The 18,110-nt window shown below is 54.0% G+C and carries 10 protein-coding genes and 1 tRNA gene; 2 read left to right on the top strand and 9 right to left on the bottom strand.

The window, feature by feature from the left end; genetic code table 11:
* Positions 1 to 49: 49 nt before the first annotated feature.
* The 6 genes from ABDW36_RS06330 to ABDW36_RS06305 all read right to left on the bottom strand — a co-directional run bounded on the left by ABDW36_RS06330 (position 50) and on the right by ABDW36_RS06305 (position 7,471).
* Entirely contained in the window at positions 50 to 1,207 is a 1,158-nt protein-coding gene (locus ABDW36_RS06330; protein ID WP_343701033.1) for a FecR domain-containing protein, read from the bottom strand.
* 101 nt (positions 1,208 to 1,308) lie between these two features.
* Positions 1,309 to 1,875: an RNA polymerase sigma-70 factor gene (locus ABDW36_RS06325; RefSeq protein ID WP_343701032.1), complete on the bottom strand. Its 567-nt coding sequence runs from the start codon at positions 1,873 to 1,875 to the stop codon at positions 1,309 to 1,311.
* A gap of 263 nt (positions 1,876 to 2,138) precedes the next feature.
* Positions 2,139 to 2,227, bottom strand: a tRNA-Ser gene (locus ABDW36_RS06320).
* 81 nt (positions 2,228 to 2,308) lie between these two features.
* The gene (locus ABDW36_RS06315) at positions 2,309 to 4,129 is read right to left on the bottom strand and encodes an alpha-L-fucosidase (protein ID WP_343701031.1); all 1,821 of its coding nucleotides are present in this window, start codon (positions 4,127 to 4,129) and stop codon (positions 2,309 to 2,311) included.
* A gap of 89 nt (positions 4,130 to 4,218) precedes the next feature.
* On the bottom strand, positions 4,219 to 5,106 hold the full coding sequence (locus ABDW36_RS06310; protein ID WP_343701030.1) for an NAD(P)H-binding protein: 888 nt from the start codon (positions 5,104 to 5,106) through the stop codon (positions 4,219 to 4,221).
* A gap of 322 nt (positions 5,107 to 5,428) precedes the next feature.
* Positions 5,429 to 7,471 (bottom strand): M13 family metallopeptidase, encoded by a 2,043-nt coding sequence (locus ABDW36_RS06305; protein ID WP_343701029.1) that lies wholly within the window; start codon positions 7,469 to 7,471, stop codon positions 5,429 to 5,431.
* A gap of 166 nt (positions 7,472 to 7,637) precedes the next feature.
* Here ABDW36_RS06305 and ABDW36_RS06300 point away from each other — a divergent pair, with 166 nt between their 5' ends.
* Both ABDW36_RS06300 and ABDW36_RS06295 read left to right on the top strand, forming a co-directional pair.
* Positions 7,638 to 8,162 carry a hypothetical protein gene (locus tag ABDW36_RS06300; RefSeq protein WP_343701028.1) on the top strand — a complete coding sequence of 175 codons (525 nt, stop codon included), beginning with the start codon at positions 7,638 to 7,640 and terminating at the stop codon, positions 8,160 to 8,162.
* Between the two features lie 8 nt (positions 8,163 to 8,170).
* A complete protein-coding gene (locus ABDW36_RS06295) occupies positions 8,171 to 9,430 on the top strand; it encodes a replication-associated recombination protein A (RefSeq protein ID WP_343701027.1) in 1,260 nt (419 codons plus the stop codon).
* 166 nt (positions 9,431 to 9,596) lie between these two features.
* On the opposite strand, the gene ABDW36_RS06290 is transcribed toward ABDW36_RS06295, so the two are convergent.
* The 3 genes from ABDW36_RS06290 to ABDW36_RS06280 form a co-directional block, all read right to left on the bottom strand.
* Positions 9,597 to 9,986, bottom strand: coding sequence for a KilA-N domain-containing protein (locus ABDW36_RS06290; protein ID WP_343701026.1), 390 nt, complete (start codon positions 9,984 to 9,986; stop codon positions 9,597 to 9,599).
* A 100-nt stretch (positions 9,987 to 10,086) separates the two neighbouring features.
* On the bottom strand, positions 10,087 to 12,471 hold the full coding sequence (gene pbpC / locus ABDW36_RS06285; protein WP_343701025.1) for a penicillin-binding protein 1C: 2,385 nt from the start codon (positions 12,469 to 12,471) through the stop codon (positions 10,087 to 10,089).
* Positions 12,472 to 12,507: 36 nt separating this feature from the next.
* Positions 12,508 to 18,078 (bottom strand): MG2 domain-containing protein, encoded by a 5,571-nt coding sequence (locus ABDW36_RS06280; RefSeq protein ID WP_343701024.1) that lies wholly within the window; start codon positions 18,076 to 18,078, stop codon positions 12,508 to 12,510.
* Positions 18,079 to 18,110 lie beyond the last annotated feature (32 nt).

Raw genomic sequence — 18,110 nt, 5'->3', positions numbered from 1 at the left:
TATAAATATTATTTTTTGGAAATCAGGCCGTCTTTAGAAACCGGTCTACTTATGATGAAACGATAACTGTTTTGCCCTCTATGGTAAAATGAATGCCTCCCGCCAGTTCCAGCATTTTAAGTACCTGCGAGAGATTGGTCTGCCGGGATATCAACCCTGTATACCGTTTACCGGTAAAGTTGTTCCTGTAGACCACTTTTACGTCGTACCACCGTTCCAGCTGATGCATGATGGATGCGAGGCCGGCGCTGTTAAACTGGAAGAGGCCGTTCTTCCAGGCAATCACTTCTTCGGTGTCTGCTGTGGAAAGCTGCAGGCTTTCTTCCGTGGAAGCTACCTGCTGGCCGGGCACGATCACTTTGGACTGCCGGCCGTTGCTCACTCTCACAGAGCCTTCCAGCAGTGTTGTATTGACGGATGGTTCATTTTCGTACGCCATGACATTGAAATGCGTTCCCAGCACTTCTACAACCGTGTTCCTTACATGGACTTTAAACGGCGCGTGCCTGTTCTTTGCTACTTCAAAGTAGCATTCGCCGGTGAGCGTCACATTTCTTTCCTTGCCGGAGAATGCGGACGGAAAGCGCAGGGAGGAGTTGGCGTTCAGCCATACTCTCGTCTGATCCGGCAGCACTACCATATATTTCCCGGCGTTGGGCGTGGTGATCACGTTCCAGATGGTGTCTGTTGCGGCGGCGTTTTTATTGGCTACAAATACCAGTTCTCCTTTTTTCTTGATGATCTCCACGGTGGGATTCTTCCATATCTGTCCTTCATTCACCTTTTCCAGGTCTATGACGGCGCCATCTCCCAGGAGCAGCTTTCCTTTGTCGGAGCCCGGCGCCACATCGTTCGCCATGGCCAGTTCCGTAGAGCCTTGCTGCCGGGAATTTTGCCCTGCTCTATGCAGCACGTAATAACCCGCCAGCAATATAATGGCCACCGATGCAGCCGCCTGCAGCCACAGCCGCACTACGGGACGCCGTTTTTTGTGCCGTACAATGTCCGAAAAGATGCCGCGCGCTTTCTCATCCGCCAAATCCTGCTGAACGCCTCCCTTTACCTCCTCCCATGTATGGTCCATGAGCGCTTGCAGCTGTTGCTGGTGCTCCGGCAGGGCCAGCATTTCCCGCAGCTCATCCAGTTCTTCCGGTGTGCAGTCGTCATTGAGGTATCGTTGATAAAGGAGTTTCAGCCGCTCGCTCATCTTTGTTTGAATATTTTAAGGGTGTATGCTTCCCCGTATACTATAAAGATCCCCGGGAAATGCAGATGGAGTAGTCAGGAATGAAAAAAATTTCCCGCACGCTACGACAGCAGGTACAGCAACAGGATGATGCTGATCTGCTTATCAAGATAATACTGCCGGAGAAAGCGCAGGGCGTGCTGCATATGTGTTTTTACGGTCAGGGGAGAGATGGACAATTTTTCGGCTACCTGGTTATATTTCAGGCCATTGAAGCGGCAAAGCTCGTATACCAGCTTTTGCTGGGGCGGTAATAAACTGATGCCCTGGGCCAGTATTTGCTCCGCTTCCTTCCCGATGAAGGTTTCTTCGGATTCGCTGTAAGCGCTGGCGGCGTCCGTTTGAACGGCGAGCGCCATTTTTGCGTCCAGCGCGCTTTTCCGGAGCGCTTTAAGCGTAGCGTTCCGGGCTACCACCCGCAGGTAAGCTTCCACGTTGTCTATTTCCGTTGTATTTTGTTGCTGCCAGAGCTTGAGAAATGTATCGTGTAAAATTTCTTCCGCTTTCTGTTCTGATTTGATAATTTTCAAAACGTAGGTATAGATGGTTGCCCGGTATCTGTCAAAAATGATACGGAAGGCCCGCTCATTCCCTGATGCGATCTGGCGCAAGAGTAAACGCTCATCCATAGAAAAATGCAAGATTTTGAAACCCGTTTGATTGCCAAGCAGAAAGGCAAAATTAAAAACCCTCGCAAATCTGGCTTTAAATGCCGTATTATAAAAATGTGAACTTTGGCTGATGTTCCGTTATTCCATCACGTGAAAAACTGCTATTCCCCTCTGAATGGCCGCTAACTTACGCTTTTTAGCGGATCAATGAAAAAAAATTACCCGGGGCTAACTAAAGAAGGTGCCCCAATATCTGAGGCACCTTCTTCTTGTTTTATCAGCGGTGAGGGCGGGATTCGAACCCGCGGTACAGTGTTACCCGTACGACAGTTTAGCAAACTGCTCCTTTCGGCCTCTCAGGCACCTCACCTGCTCTTGCAGGGCTGCAAAAATAGGAATTATTTGCAATTTTCCAAAAGCGGCCTGCTTTTTTATGATGCAGGCAATAAAATCACTCCACCGGCTCCACGTTGATCTGCCGCAGGCGGAACAGTTCCCCGGCATTGCGCAGCGGGCGCACCTTCAGCGTCCATTCTCCCGGCGTTTTTACATTTACCACGGCTACGGCCTGGTCAAGGAACAACAGTGGCTTGTTATGATCAAATTTGCCGCTCAGCAGCACCTGGAAGGGGTAGCTTTGCTGCGGCCCGTCTGGCGGAGCCAGCTCCAGCAAGCCTTCCCGGCCTTCGTGAGAACTGTCTGCGGAATACTGCAGGCTGATCTTATAATCTCCGGGAGCGGTAAAACGCAGGCGGTAGCTGATCTCGTCTTCAGGTGCCTGCTGGCCTACGAGGCAAATGGCGTGTTTCCAGTCACCAAAATAATACCGGTGCGTGAAGCGGGTGGTTTTGGCGTTGCCATTGGTTTTGGCATCCTGCGCGGGCAGGCTGATCTTTTTAAAATTAGGGTCTATGGTAACAGGCAGGGCCGTCTGCTCTTCCAGCTGGCCCTTGTAATCCAGCACTATCACGGTGTTACGGTCATCAGGCAATACAGGCGGCAACTGTATCAATACATCTTTCCCCCGCTGGGTGACGGCCAGGCCCCGCCTGGTGGGCAGGCTCAGTATATCTGCCCGGGTGGCCCTGGCGGTAAAGCCGGGCACCAGCAGCTGCCCGTTGCGTGGCCGTTCAAACACATGCAGGTACAGCTTGCCGGGCCTGGCGGTGGTTACGCCCCATGGCTGCGGGGGAATGGGTCCATAAGTGGTACCGTAAATGCCTTCACCATTGCGTTTCAGCCAGGCGCCGGCAGCCCTGAAATACCTTTCTGACATTTCCGGGAACTTGCCGCTGCCCATGGGCCCTATGTTCATCATCAGGTTGCCGCCCTTGGAAGCCACTTCTGCCAGCAGCCGTATCATTTCTTTCGGCGTTTTAAAGTTCTGGTCAAAAGCGGAATAACCCCAGCTGTCGTTATGCGTGAAAATGGCTTCCCAGGCTCCCTTTACAACGCCCGGCGGCACTTCGCCGTCCCCGAAATCCTTGAAGTCTCCCAGCCCGTTGCCTACGCGGCTGCTCACCAGGCAGCCGGGCTGCAACTGGTGCACCTTTTCCAGGAAGGCGGCAGATTCTTCCTTGCTCATATTGCCGGGCGTATCAAACCAGATGATGCCCAGGTCTCCGTAATTGCTGAGCAGCTCTGTGATCTGCGGTAATGACTTGCCGCGGTAATAAGCGCTGTAATCTTTCTTTTTAGGATCAAAGTCCCAGCTGTTGCCGCCGCCATTAGGCTCATGCCAGTCCTGGTACTGGGAGTAATAAAAGCCCAGCTTGATGCCTGCTTTTTTGCAGGCGGCGGCCAGGGCTTTGATGGGGTCTTTTTTGTAAGGAGTAGCGTCCACAATGTCAAAGTCTGTCACTTTGGAATCAAACATGGCAAAACCGTCGTGATGCTTGGAGGTGAGCACAATGTATTTTACGCCGGAGGCTTTTGCAATGTCTACCCACTCTTCCGCGTCAAATTCAACCGGGTTGAAACCAGCGGCCAGTTTGGCGTACTCCGCAGCGGGCGTTTTGTCACGGTGCATGATCCATTCTGTAATGCCATAATACCGCTTCCCGCGTATCTCGCCGCCAAAATGGGAATATGGGCCCCAATGTAAAAAGAGCCCGAACTTTGCATCTGTGAACCATTTGGTTTTTTCTCCTTTACCGGCTTCCGCTTCCTTACCCCAAAGCTGGTCCGGTTGCTGGCCCATGGCTGTTGTACAGGCAGCCGCAAGCAGGCCGCAGGTTAGGAACAACGCTTTTTTACAATCTGAAATTCTCATACCGTGGTAATTTTGCACAAGAATAAGAAAGGCTGCAAAATTGTATTGCCAGATAATTGCCGGTTGCTGATACTATTTAACCGAATTTATCAGACACCGGAGGGTAAGTCCCAGAACCGGCGGGTAGACTTTGACAGAACGTCTATGTAGGTCTCCAGGCGTAAATGCCCTTCTACCGGGGCTATCACGTCCTCTTCCATCATTTTGACGAAGAATTTCATTTTATGGTAAAGATTGGCATCAGCCAGGCGCATCAGGGGCAGGGCCGCTTTTACCGGCCACGCCGGCATGCTGCGCAGCTTTTGCCGGCCGGCGCCGGCCGCAATTATTTCGTTGATCTCGGCGCGGGTGTATACCACAGGGCCGCCCGCGCTGATGCTTTTACGGTGGCCGTTAATAGCCTGCACACAAAGGCGCGCCACATCTTTTTCATGAATGGGGTTGATCCTGCAGGCGCCCTTGCCCATGTTCATGAGGCGGCCCTTCAGCGCCATGTCATACAAATCCCGGAAGGCGCTGAAAAGCGCAACCGGCTTTACGATGGTATATTCCAGCCCGCTGGCGGCCAGCGCCTTTTCTACGCTGGCATGCACGCGGCAATACTCCAGGTGGGTCAGCCGCTCCGCATTGTATACAGACACATAGATGAACTTGCGCACACCGGCTTCCACGGCAGTTTTAATAGCGGCCAGGTTTATGGCCTCATCTACCTGTGCAAAGGAAAAACGCCCTCTGTCAAGCGGGCTGATGCTTTTGCCCAGGGCGGATATTACGGTGTCCATACCACGGAAGTGGGCCGGCTGCAGCGCCTGTACTTTGGTAATATGTTTGGCCAGCCCGCGGATGGAGCCGGCGCGCGCCATATTGCGCACCAGGGCATGGGTTTCATACCCGTGCGCATAAAGCGTGGCGGCAATCTCACGGCCAAGGCGGCCGGTGCCGCCCAGCAGGAGTATCGGTTGTTCTGTAGGGGTCATATCTTCTGCAAAAATAAGGCTAAAAGCGGCACCGTTGGTAGCCGGTACAGGTTGTACGGGACCTGCACCGGCTCCTTGGAATTGGGGTTACAACGGCGGACAGGCCGGACGGCACGGCCGGTTGTGCAAATTCAGTGTTATTTCATCCGGGATAATCGCGCATCACAACCGGCGCTGGACCACCTTTTTGATCCTCCCCAAATTTCCGTTATTCAGCTTACTCCTGAAAGCGTAGTACTACTGGAAATTGGCATCGTAGAACTACGCAAAAAGGGCCGAAAGCCGTAGCCTTCAGCCCTTCCATATCTTTATAACCGGTTGTTTACCAGATCACCACACGCTCTGCGGCCGGCAATACCATTTTGCCGCCCTCCCCGCAGCTCCAGGCATTGGAAAACTCCGACATATGCGGCAGGGGCCCGTTAACGCGGTAGCGCTCCGGGCTGTGAGGGTCTGTCTGTATCTGGTTGCGAAGGCCGGCGTCTGTTATATTGGCGTGCCAAACCTGCGCCCAGCCCAGGAAGAAACGTTGCTTCCAGTTAAAGCCGTCTATCAGCGCAGGCTCGGGCTTATCCTCCAGCGACTTTTGCAAGGCGTAATAGGCCAGGGTAAGGCCGCCCAGGTCTGCAATGTTTTCGCCGATGGTGAGGGCTCCGTTGATCTTGAAACCCGGCAGCGGCTCCAGCCCGCTGAAATAATCGATGTACTTTTTGGCCAGGCCTTCAAAGTTTTTGCGGTCTTCCTCCGTCCACCAGTTACGCAGGTTGCCTTCTGCATCAAACTGGGAGCCCTGGTCGTCAAAACCATGCGTGAACTCGTGGCCTATCACGGCTATAATGCCGCCGTAGTTAATGGCATCGTCTGCATCGGGGTTGAAGAAAGGCGGCTGCAGGATGCCTGCGGGGAACACCACTTCATTGTTGAACGGGTTGTAGTAGGCGTTCACTGTTTGCGGCGTCATGTACCATTCAGAGCGGTCTACTTCCTTGCCTATCTTTTTATTGCGCTCCGCTACACGGTAAGCCGCGGCGCTGATAATATTCTCTACCAGTTTGTCTTTTTGTATGTTGATAGCAGAATAATCTTTCCATTTGTCAGGGTAACCTATCTTGTAAGTGAAGGCGGCCAGTTTTTTATGCGCCATTTGTTTGGTGGCGGGGCTCATCCAGGTGAGCTTGTCAATTCTTTCCCCATATACCGTACGTACGTTCTCTATCATGGCAGACACTTTCTGCTTGCTGCTTTCAGGAAAATACTGCTTCACGAACAGCTTGCCCAAAGGCATGCCCAGCGTGGCGTCTGTAGAACGGATGGCCCTCTCCGGCCGTGCGCGCTGCGCCTTCCGGCCCGTCATGACGGTACCGAAGAAGCGGAAATTCTCATCGTCAAACTTCTTGGGCAGGTAACCGGCAAAAGAGGTCAGCAGCTGGAATTTGGAATAGGTTTTCAGGGTTTCGACGGGCGTGCTTTTCAGCAATTTGGCCGCATTGGTAATGTACGGCTTGTCTTGCAGCACCACAGAATCTGACGCAATGCCCTGCGTGCTGGTAAAGCTGGCCCAGTCAAACTCCGGGGCCAGCGTGTTCAGCTCGCGGAAACCTATCTTGTTGTAGGTTTTCACCGGGTCACGCAGCTGCACGTTGGTCAGCTGCAGCTTGGCCAGCGCGGTTTCAAAGGCCAGAATGGTTTGTCCGGGGTCTTTCTCCGGAAAACCTGCCATGGCGAACATTTTATTGACGTGCGCCACAAATTCTTTCCGTACGTTTTTGGTGCTTTCATCTTCACGGTCATAATAGCTGCGTTCTCCAAGGCTCAGGCCATCCTGCCCGCCGTACAGCACGTTCATTTTGCTGTTGCGCGCATCCGCCTCTACGGCAAAGCCCGCCCAGGTGCTCACGCCCAGGTTCTGCAGCTCGCCCGCCACTTTGGCGTAAGCGGCCAGGTCTTTCACGCTGTTCAGCTTGTCAAGGTAAGGCTTCAGGGGACTGATGCCTCTTTTTTCAATGGTAACGGTATCCAGGAAAGAAGCGTAGTAATCCGCTATCTGCTGCTCTTCCGTGCCTTTTGCCAGCCCCTGTTTTTGGGCAATGGCTGCTATAATGCCTTTAAGGCGCACTTCCTTGTTTTCCTTGTCAAGAATATTGAATGCGCCCCAGCGGCTGTCTGTACCGGGTATGGGGTTGGCCTTCTTCCAGTTTTCGTTGGCGAAACCGTCAAAGTCAGCACAGGGCTGAATTTTACGGTCTATTGAAGAAACATCGAATGCAGGTACTTTGGCAGATTGGGCCATGGCACCGCCTGCGGCCGTTGCCACCAGCAAAATGCCCGCTACCACTGCACGGCCTGCGGAACGTTGGTTGTACATATAAATCAGGTTTAGCAGCTTAAATTTATTGAACATTTGGCACTTACTGCTAAAAGTGATGGATAAACGGGTGAAAAAGTGGCCCCGGCCCCCACCGGAAGCTCCTGATTTTTAACCCGGCGTAGGGGGATAATTCGTAGGTTTGCAGGGACAAAACAATTCAAGTATGGCTTTTTCATTCGGACTTTTCCGCTTTCTGACCTATGGAAACCTGGTAGTGGTGGGATTTTTTATGCTTTTTGTAGCCATGGCCATGATAGTAGCGCCGTCTATGTCTTCCGTACTGATCTCCCTGCTGGTGCTGGGCGCCGTACTGTACCATAATATTCTCTGCCTTCGCCTGCAAAGGTCACTGGTAAGGCCCACCATACCGCTGCCGCGCAATTTCCCCACCTTGCTGATGGTGATGAGCGTGTTGAGCTTTATCTACGCTATGCTGGTATTCCGCAATATCATGTTCCTCATGAGCATTTCCGATAACGAGTTTATGAAGATGATGGACCAGAACGCGCTGAGCGGCCAGCAGGCCCCCCTGGAGCTGGTGAACGCCATCCGCAAGTTTGTGACCGTGCTGGCTTTCATACATGGCCTGGCAATTGCGGTAAACTGCGTATTGAGCAGCGTATTCCTGAACAGGTGGAAAAAGCTGTATGCAGACAACACTGATATTGATTCATTTCCTGAAGAATAACCAGCACCATGCGAGCACCATTGGCAGAAAGACTAAGGCCCGCCACATTGAACGATCTTGTAGGGCAGGAACATCTTACCGGGCAGGGCAGCATCCTGCAGAAATCGCTGGCACAAGGCAAAGTGCCCTCCATGATACTCTGGGGCCCGCCGGGAGTGGGCAAAACCACCATTGCCAATATTATTGCGCACACCCTGCAGGTACCTTTCTACACGCTCAGCGCTATTTCTTCCGGCGTAAAAGACATCCGCGAAGTAATTGATCTCGCCAAATCACGGCATGCCGTCTTGTTCATAGACGAGATACACCGCTTCAACAAATCCCAGCAGGATGCGCTGCTGGGCGCGGTGGAAAAAGGCATTATCACCCTCATTGGCGCCACCACGGAAAACCCTTCGTTTGAAGTGAACGCGGCCTTGCTCTCCCGCTGCCAGGTATACGTACTGAAACCGCTGGACGAGCCGCAGCTTAAACAGCTCCTGGAGCAGGCCATGGCCAAAGATGAATGGCTGGCCACCAAAACCATTGAACTGAACGAAACAGAAGCGCTCTTCAATATTTCCGGCGGAGACGCACGCAAGCTGCTCAACCTCTTTGAACTGGTGGTAGACACGCTGCAGGACGAGCACCCCGTGATCATCACCAATGAAAAAGTAATGGACATTGCCCAGCAAAGGGTAGCCATTTACGACAAGGCAGGAGAACAACACTACGATATCATTTCCGCCTTCATCAAATCCATCCGCGGCAGCGATCCCAACGGCGCCGTATACTGGCTGGCGCGCATGCTGGCGGGCGGAGAAGACGTGAAGTTCATTGCCCGCCGCCTGGTGATACTGGCCTCTGAAGATATCGGCAACGCCAACCCCAACGCCCTGCTGCTGGCCACCAGCTGCTTCCACGCCGTGAACATGATAGGCCACCCGGAAGGCCGCATCATTCTCTCGCAATGCGCCACCTATCTTGCATCCTCCCCCAAAAGCAATGCCTCCTACATGGCTATAGGCAACGCGCAAAGCGTGGTATCCCAAACCGGGGACCTGCCCGTACCGCTCCACATCCGCAATGCGCCTACCAAGCTGATGAAACAGCAGGGTTATGGCAAAGGCTATGAGTACTCTCACAGCTATGAGAACAACTTTTCCCCGCAGGAATATTTGCCGAAAGAGATCAGCGGCATGAAATTCTATGATCCGGGGAAGAACGCGCGGGAGGATGAATTGCGGAAGTATCTGAAGGCGTTGTGGAAGGAGAAGTATAACTATTGAGAAGTTCTTTTATTTGGACTTTCAATGGTTTTGGGATCAGCTATTGCTTTTTTTAAAGATTCCAGTTGATTGAGAGCGGCTTCGCGCATTAAATCATACCTCTCTTTCTTTTCGATCCCTTTCCGTATGAATGTGGCATTCAGGCTTTCCAGGTTTGATAAAACTATTAACTGATGTGTATCCGCGCAATCACGTATAGTTTTACACTTATGCATGCCATCCGGAAATTGGGCACGCCACTATATCTGCCGGATTTTGAAATAATCCCAACAGCATTAGTTTTGCTTATCCAGAGCTGAGGAGATAATGCAAATCTGTTCGTTCCAGCAGCATTTTTAAACTCATCGAATTCGATGAGTTTAAAATTTGGATTATAAAGCTGCTCCCATAGGCCTAAATACTCAATAGTATCTTTCTTCCTAAGCCAGTTGCCGATAATAACATTGCTGGAGGACATATCCCGCACCATATCTGTAAGTGAAATATAGTCATCATTATTGTGGTTGACTATACAGATAACGGTATTATTTACAATTATTTCCCTCCGTCTGACCATAATTTTCTTTTTTAACGACATTCAATGTTTGCCGTTATTATAGATGAAAATTATCTGTGATAGGGGTGAAATAATATGGTAGAAATTTCCCTTAATAACTTTATGGCAACTTACTGGTCTCCTTCCCCAAAATCTCAAACTCCTGCACCACCTGCTCACCCTCTTCATCTACCAGCGTAATGGTATGCTTCCCCGGCTGCGGCCTTAGTGACAGCTGATGAAAATCAGATGTAGTGCCCGCAAACTTATTGTCAAGGTGCCAGAAGATCTTTGCGCCCTGCTGCCGGTGCGTGGCTTTGAACACGGTTTCACCAAGGCTGCCGTCCAGCTCAATGGGCACATAGATGCGTGCATGCGCGCGCGGGTAGATCAACTCCATGGAGCGGGCCTCCGGGGCGGAGATGCAGCCGGGCTTGAAGGGCGGCAGGGGCTCGTAGGTATGCGTGGCTTTGTAAAAATATTCCATGGCAGGCGGCAGTACAAACCATGGGCGGTGCTGCATCAGCTCCGGGCGCTCACAGTCTGCCGTTACGCGGTAGCGGCCGGTGGCATCCAGGTGTATCAACTGGTGGTAGGGGCATACTGCGGAGCGGAGGCCTGCAGCGGGAACGGCCAGGCTGTCTTTTTCCGTGCAATACTCCCCTGCGCGGTAGCCGCTCTGGCGGCATACGGCTATATTATGCAGCTTGTCTGCAGGTGCGGAAAATGAACTAACGGTGTGGAGCAAACGAAAAATATCGAACATGACCGGTGCGGCGGTAGATACGCCGGTGAGGCCGGGGCGGCCTTCGCCGTCTGCATTGCCTACCCATACGCCCACCACATGCTGCGGGGTTACGCCAATGGCCCAGCCATCCCTGAACCCAAAGCTGGTACCGGTTTTCCAGGCTATAGGGCGGGAAGAGGCAAAGTGTTGCCAGATAAATTCCTCACCAGGGCGCATGACCTCTTCCATGGCCTGAAAAGCGTACCAGATGGCGCCAGCGTCCAGCACCCCGAATTTTTCGGGGGCCTGGCGGGAGGGCAGCGTTTCATCAGGGCGGTAGCCGGGGGCATGGTAATCATCCACATCATACTTCCCGTTGTATTGCTCCTGGTGCAGCAGGGTACGGGCCAGGCTGGCGTATACGCCGGTCAGCTCCCACAACGTGGTTTCACCGCCGCCCAATATCATTGACAGGCCGTAGTGGGCCACAGGTTTGTTCATGGTAGTAATGCCCAGGCGCTTCAGCAACACCAGGAACCGCTCTGCGCGGTATTGCTGCAGCATGCGCACAGACGGGATGTTGAGGGAGCGGGCCAGCGCGCGGGAAGCGGGCACGCCGCCGTCGTAATTGCGGTCAAAGTTCTGGGGGGTGTAGCCCGCAATTTGCGTGGGCACGTCCGGCAGCAGGGTATGCGGCAGTATGAGGCCGTCGTTGAGCATACCGGCATACAGCAGCGGTTTCAGCGTACTGCCGGGGCTCCGGGGCGCCTGTATGATGTCTACATAACTTTCCAGCTCCGGGTTATCCGGGTTGTACACGTTGCCTACGTAGGCCAGCGCATGGCCGGTTTCCACGTCCAGCACCAGCGCGGCGGCGTTGTTGATGCCGTTGGCCTTGAGCTGAAGATGATGGCGGTACAGGATGTCATTCACATTCCGTTGCAGCGCGCCTTCCAGGGATGTGCGCAGGCGTGTGCTGCCGCTTTTTCTTTCCTGCCGGAAACGGTAGAGCAGGTGAGGCGCTTCCTGCGGCAGGGCATGCGGCTTGTCTGGCAACGGTTCTGCGGAAGAAAGGGCGCAGGTAGCGCTGTCTATGGTACCGTTCCGCCACAGCTTTTCCAGCAGCAAATTCCTTTTCTCGAACAACGTTTGGCGGTTGCGGCCGGGGTGTATCAGGGCTGGACTGTTGGGCAATACGGCCAGGGTGGCCATTTCTGCCCAGGAGAGTTGATCCGGCTTGCGGCCGTAGTACCGCCACGATGCGGCCTCCAACCCCACCACATTGCCGCCGAAAGGAGCATTGCCTGCGTACAGGCCCAGGATGGCTTTTTTGGAATACCTGAATTCCAGCCGCGTGGCCAGCACCATTTCCACCAGCTTCTGCCAGAGGGTACGCGGTTTGTTGCGGTACAGGCGTATCACCTGCATGGTGATGGTGCTGGCGCCGCTCACCACCTTGCCGCCGCCCATGTTCTGCTTCAGCGCGCGGCCGGCGGCCAGCGGGTCTATACCCCAGTGGTAATAAAAACGTTTATCTTCGTACGCTACAATACACTTCGCAAATTTATCAGGCACCGTTTTGTCTGCCGGGAAGCGCCACTGCCCGTCTGCCGCAATAGCGGCGTTCAGCAGCTCTCCCTTTACATCTTCGATCACATAAGAAGTAGGCGCGGTAAACAATTGGCGGGGCAGCATGAAATAGTACGCCACCAGCAGCACTGCCGCTGCAGCCAGCCACCACTTTCTTCTCACTGCCCATTGTTTGAACCGCTTCAACATTTGATCTGCGCAAAAAATAATATCACAAAAAACACGCTACTTCGTTACCTCCACCCACTTGCCCGGCACAAACGCATGAATGTTGTTGTCATACATGGCCTCACAGGAAGCTGCCGGGAGGTAGTACCGGCCCAGGTAAGCGGCGTTCAGCAGCACCTGGTAAGTAACCATTTTGGTTTCTTCCAGGTTGAAATAAGTATACACGCGGTCATCCCTGATGTCACGGTAAGTGTAGGGAGATGAGCGCATGGTGCTGTCATTGCCGATGAGCCGGGTGTTGATGATCTCCCAGCCTGACGGGAATACCTGCGTTAGGGCCATGTTCTCATAGAACCCGCGTTTGCCGGGGTTCTTCAGCGTTACGGTGGCCACAAAGTCTGTTCCCTGCCGCAGCTGCTCCGGGTTTACCGGCTGGCCGTTACGGCTGGTGTATTGCACATGCATGTCAAGTATTTCCGGGTTGTTGTCTGCATACGGGTTCTGCCCTGCTTCCGGTTGGCCGCGCAGTATGAGCCGCGCGTACAGTACGTTCTGGCCTTTGTTCTGCAGGCTCACATTGCCGTTGAGCGTATTGAAATTGACGGGCGTCTGCGTTATGTATGAGGCGCTGTTGATATTACCTGAAGCGCCGTTCAGACGGTAAGTATAAGTCATTTTACCGGCAGCCTTGTTTTCACCGCAGTATTTGGCAATGGCAATCAGGCTGTAGGCGGTAGACTGGGTGCTGTACCAGTAATCCCGTCCCAGCTCTGCTGCAATCTGTTTCACCAGCCCGTTGGCCGCATTGCGCTGCCCCAGTATGGTGAGCGTTTCCAGTATCATGGCCTTGTCGCGGAGGTCTGAACCGAAGGTACCGCTGAGTTGCGCATACGGCTGCACGTCGGTGCTCAGGCCCTTGGCTAGCGTGTTGGCTGCTTCCACCTGCCCGGCCAGGCGGTAAGCCGCGGCCAGCCGCCACCTGGCGGGTACGGATAGATGCTGGAATTCTTTCAGCCTGTTCATGGCGCCCAGCTCCGGCGTTTTGGCCATGGCCAGCAGGTACAAACGATAGGCCTGCACCAGGTCTCCGCCGTAATAAGTATAGCTGGAGGGAGACCAGCTTACGGCTTTATTGCGCTGGTATTTCTTCCACAGGTCAAGGAAACCGGGCGGCAGCGTGTAGCCGCGCGCCTGCGCTTCGAGCATGAAATGACCGGCGTAGTTGGTGCTCCATTCATTGGCTTCAGATGCGCCGGGCCAGTAGCCCATGCCGCCATCCGTCAGCTGGTAGCCTTTCAGGCGGTTAATGCCCGCCTTGATGTTGCGGTCTACTTCCGCGGCCTGGCGCTCACTGAGGTCCATCAGCTGAGAAAGGGCCAGCTGCGGGAATACGGAAGAAGTAGTTTGCTCCAGGCAACCGTGCGGGTATTGAATAAGGTACTCCAGCCGCTTGCCGAGGTTCATGGCGGGAATGGTAGATACTTCCAGCACGCCGGTATTGGTGCCGGTCATCCCCACGGCCGCAAACGCGGTGTTCCACGATGCGCCGGGCTCCAGCGTTTGTTCCATTACGTTGGTGAGATAGGGGTTGGGATTGCGCACATCCAGCTCCACATTCTCTTCCGCCCTTTCCTTACCGCTGGTGGCTACTACCTTGAACGTACCGATGCCCACCTGCTGGCGGATCTTCACATCAAAGTATACCATTTGCTCTCCGGGTTTGGGGAAGCTCACCTGTTTGGTGGTTTCTCCCACTACTTCAAAGTAAGGGTTGGAGCTGAGCGTTACGCTGGCCTGCCGCACATGCGGCTCCAGGCCGAACACGGTAACGGGCAGTTGTATGGTTTCTCCGGGGCCCAGTACTCTTGGCACCGTGGCCAGCAGCATGAGCGGTTTTTTAACGGCAGCGGTCTTGTCCGCAAAGCCGTAAGCCCCGTCTTGCCCGGCAACTACCATGGCTTTTACCGAACCTATGTAGGGCGGCAACTGCATTTTATGGGTGGCTTTAGCTCCTTTCTTCAGGTAATAGGGGCCCATGAATTTCACTACCGGCTTGAACCGGTTGGCCTTGGCGGTGCTGGCGTTCTTGTTCAGCCCTTCGTCACCGCCAATGCTCAGTATCCGCTCCAGGTCTCCGCCCCAGGCGCCCAGCACGTAATCAAAGAGGTCCCAGGTTTTTACGCCAAGGGCTTCACGGGCGTAGAAGGCGCTGTGAGGGTCAGGGGTTTTGAAGCGGGTGAGGTCCAGCAGGCCTTCATCTACCAATGCAATGGTATAGGTCATAGCTTTGCCGGACGCCTCCGACACGGTGATGGCCGCTTCCGTTTCGGGCCGCAGGGTAGCGGGCAGGCTTACCTGTGGTTTAAGAATGGTGGAGGGGTCTTCTACCAGTACGGGAATGGTGCCGTACATGCGGATGGGCAGGTCGTTGGCCGTTTGCGCATGCGGCTGCAGCAGGCTCACGTTCACGTATATGTTAGGCGCCATGTTTTTGTCTGCCTTGAACTTGTACACGGTTTGGCCCTTCTGCGTGCCTATCCAGTCCGTTTTCAGCACCTTGCTGCCGGACTCGATGCTGATGAGGCCGCGGCCGCCTTCGCTGCTGGGAATGGTGAGCGTTACTTCCTCTCCTACCTTGTATTTGGTTTTGTCTGATGTAAATACCAGCATGGCGGCTTCCGCGGGGTTCTCCTTCTGCAGGCGCTCCGCATAGTCAGGCCAGTCTATGTACACGCTCTGGCCGGTGATGTGGCCGCTTTCCAGGTCTTTTACGCGGATGAGGTAGCGCCCCCATTCGGGCTGGTCTATGCGCAGGGGCCAGGTGCCTTTACCGTTCTGCAGCGTAACTGTTCTGGTTTGCAGCAGCTGGTTGTAATTATCGTCTGTAAAATTGCTGTAGTCATTCTCGCTCTCATCCCACCACCAGCGCCAGCGCACCTTGTACAACTGCACCTCTACATTGCGGCTGCCGGCAATAGCCTTGCCGGAAGGGTCTACGTTCACAATGCTCACCTGGTGCGTTTTACCGGTTACCAGCATGCCGGTGAGGCGGTCTCCTTCCGGCGCGGCCACGCCCACGTAAGAGTCAAACACATGGTAGGGCATGGAAAAATGATCTATGCTGAAATCTCCCCCGGGCTCAAATACTTTCACTTCAAAGTTAGCCTTCAGCACGCCGGGGGCGCGCTCGCCTACCGGTATATTGGCGGCCACGGGGGCGTTGCCGTCTGCGCTGAGGCTGCCGTCAAAAATAGTTTTGTTCTCCGCGCTGAAGCGCTCTGTGGGGTCGTCAAAATGGTAGCCGTCCAGCTTGGGAAAGGCCGTGGCGGCAGCCGTGAGCGATACGTCTACCTTGGCCTTGAGGCTCTGGGCCGGCGCGCCGAACAACCAGGCCGCCGTGAGGGTGCCCTTCGGGCCTTCATCTTTCACCAGGTAATCTTTGTTGCCAAAATCCAGCTTTACTTTCAGGCGGTTGGGCTTCACGGTTTCTATACGTACGTTCTTCCTGAACTCCGCGCCGCCTACTTTTACCTTGGCCAGCCAGCTGCCGGTAGGCGCCTCCGGCTCTGTAACGGTGTGGAAGTTGTAAAACCCGTTGAGCGACTGGTGCTGGTTGATACGTTTGTACAACTGCCCTTTAGGGTTATACAGCTCCAGCATCACGGGGTGGTTGGCCGGCAGTTTCCTGTCTTTGTCTTCCAGCATGAACGTCAGGTATATGGAATCTCCGGGGCGCCATACGCCGCGTTCTCCGTATATAAATCCTTTCATGCCTTCCTGCACTTCTTCGCCCTTTACATCAAAACGGCTGAGGGGCAGGGAGCTGCCATCATCCAGCTTGAGGTAGCCGCGCTCACCGTCTCGTTTGGCCACCAGCAGGTAAGGCTTGCGTTTCAGTTCAAACTTCGCAAAACCGTCTCCGTCGCTTTTGGTGGAAAAGATCACCTGCTGCTGGTAGTCAAGCAACTCCAGCTCCACCCCGGAAAGGGGTTTGGCATCGCGGATGTCTGTAACGGCCACTACCATGCTGTTATCATTCCCGCGCTTGGCTATCAGGCCTATGTTAGAAGATATGATGTTGCGGGAGGCCCATCGTTCTTTGTTATAATAGGAATTGGTGCAGGGGTTATCCCGGTCAGACCAGCGGTAGCCGTAAGGGTAGTAGCTGTCATACCGCTGCCAGAAAGCATCTTCCTCATCTATCTTTTCGCCGTAGTATTCGCCGTCGTCTTCACTTTCGCTTCCTTCGTCCTCACCTTGTTCTCCAGCCGTTCCCTTGCAGGCATACACCGCATATTCCTTTCTGAAACCGATGGTGACCCTGTAAATGGCGCCCGGCTCCGCTTTCACCAGTTGCTCCAGGTCAAGGCTGAAGCGGGTGCGCTTATGGAGGTTAACAGACCGGTCTGCGTCCAGCCGGATGGTTTTCACGGCCACTGGCCTGCCTACACGCCGTATTTCGTTATCTCCGTTAAGGTTGTTGCGCTGCAGGTATTGAGGAATATTGTTTTCGTATATCTTGATCACCATCACGTCTACCGCCTTGAGGCCTACGGCGTCAAAAGGCATCACCAGCTTGCCGCTCTGCGGCATGATCACGCCTTTGCCGGGAATGCTCACGGAGGGCAGGCGGTTCTCGAAGTTCACGCTGCCGGTGAAAGATTTTTCCAGCCGTTTATCGAAGGCGTTGAGAATGCCTTCATTCACCACTACGGTGTAATTGCCTTCCAGGCGCTGTGCGGTGAACACTTTCACTTCACTGCCTTCAACGGTATACCGCAGGTCACTGGCCCCGCTGATGCCTATGAGGCCGTCCAGGCTCTGGCCCTGGTTCACAGGGTCGCTGAACTGCACCAGCACATAATCTTCCGGATCATACATGGGTTTTATGTCCAGCACCTTAAAATCACCCACTGCCGGCACTTTGATCTCCCTTTCGTCTTTAACGTCATCAGCGCCAATGGGTTGGCCGTTCCACCCTATTTTCAACGTGGCTTCGGCAGATTTGCGGGCAATATTGTTGACGGTGAACCGGTATAGCCTGTTGGCCGCATCGTGCTGCCAGGTAATATTGCTGCCGGCATACTGCGCGGTTACCAGCTTCTCCACCACCTGCACCTCTTCCGCGTCTGCGGTGTACACGGCGCCGGTGAGCACCATTTTCTCCCCGCTGTTGCCGGCAGATTTGAGGCCGTACAGCTCCACTTCAAAGGAGGGCTTGATCACCTGGAAATCAAATTCAAATGTTTTCAGTTCCGAGGGCACGCTCATCACCTTGCCCAGCCTGAACTTTGCGGTATAAGCCCGGCCCGGCTCCAGGTTTTTCTCCGGCCTGAACTCAATAGTGGTGGCATCTACCCAATAGGCCTTGCCTTTAATGGAGGGGCTGAAGGAAAAAACATCGTCTTCCAGCGGCTCGTTCTGCGCATGGGTCACATTCACTTCTCCGGCCAGCTGTATGCGGATGGCGCTTTGTTTGGAGATCACGCCGGAAGTAAACGCTTCAATGTACTTCGCAAACGCGGGGTTCATTTCTTTTGCTTTGGTGCTGCAGGCAGATATTATTACTGCCATGGCGCCGCAAACAAACAAGGCGGTCAGGGCAATGCGCCACTTTTGAGGGTACATAATATATGAGGTTTTAAGAATATGGATAAAGA

Source organism: Chitinophaga sp., from assembly GCF_039596455.1.
Lineage (GTDB): Bacteria > Bacteroidota > Bacteroidia > Chitinophagales > Chitinophagaceae > Chitinophaga.
The sequence above is the reverse complement of the archived record's forward strand: the minus strand, read 5'-3'. Positions and strand labels throughout refer to the sequence as shown.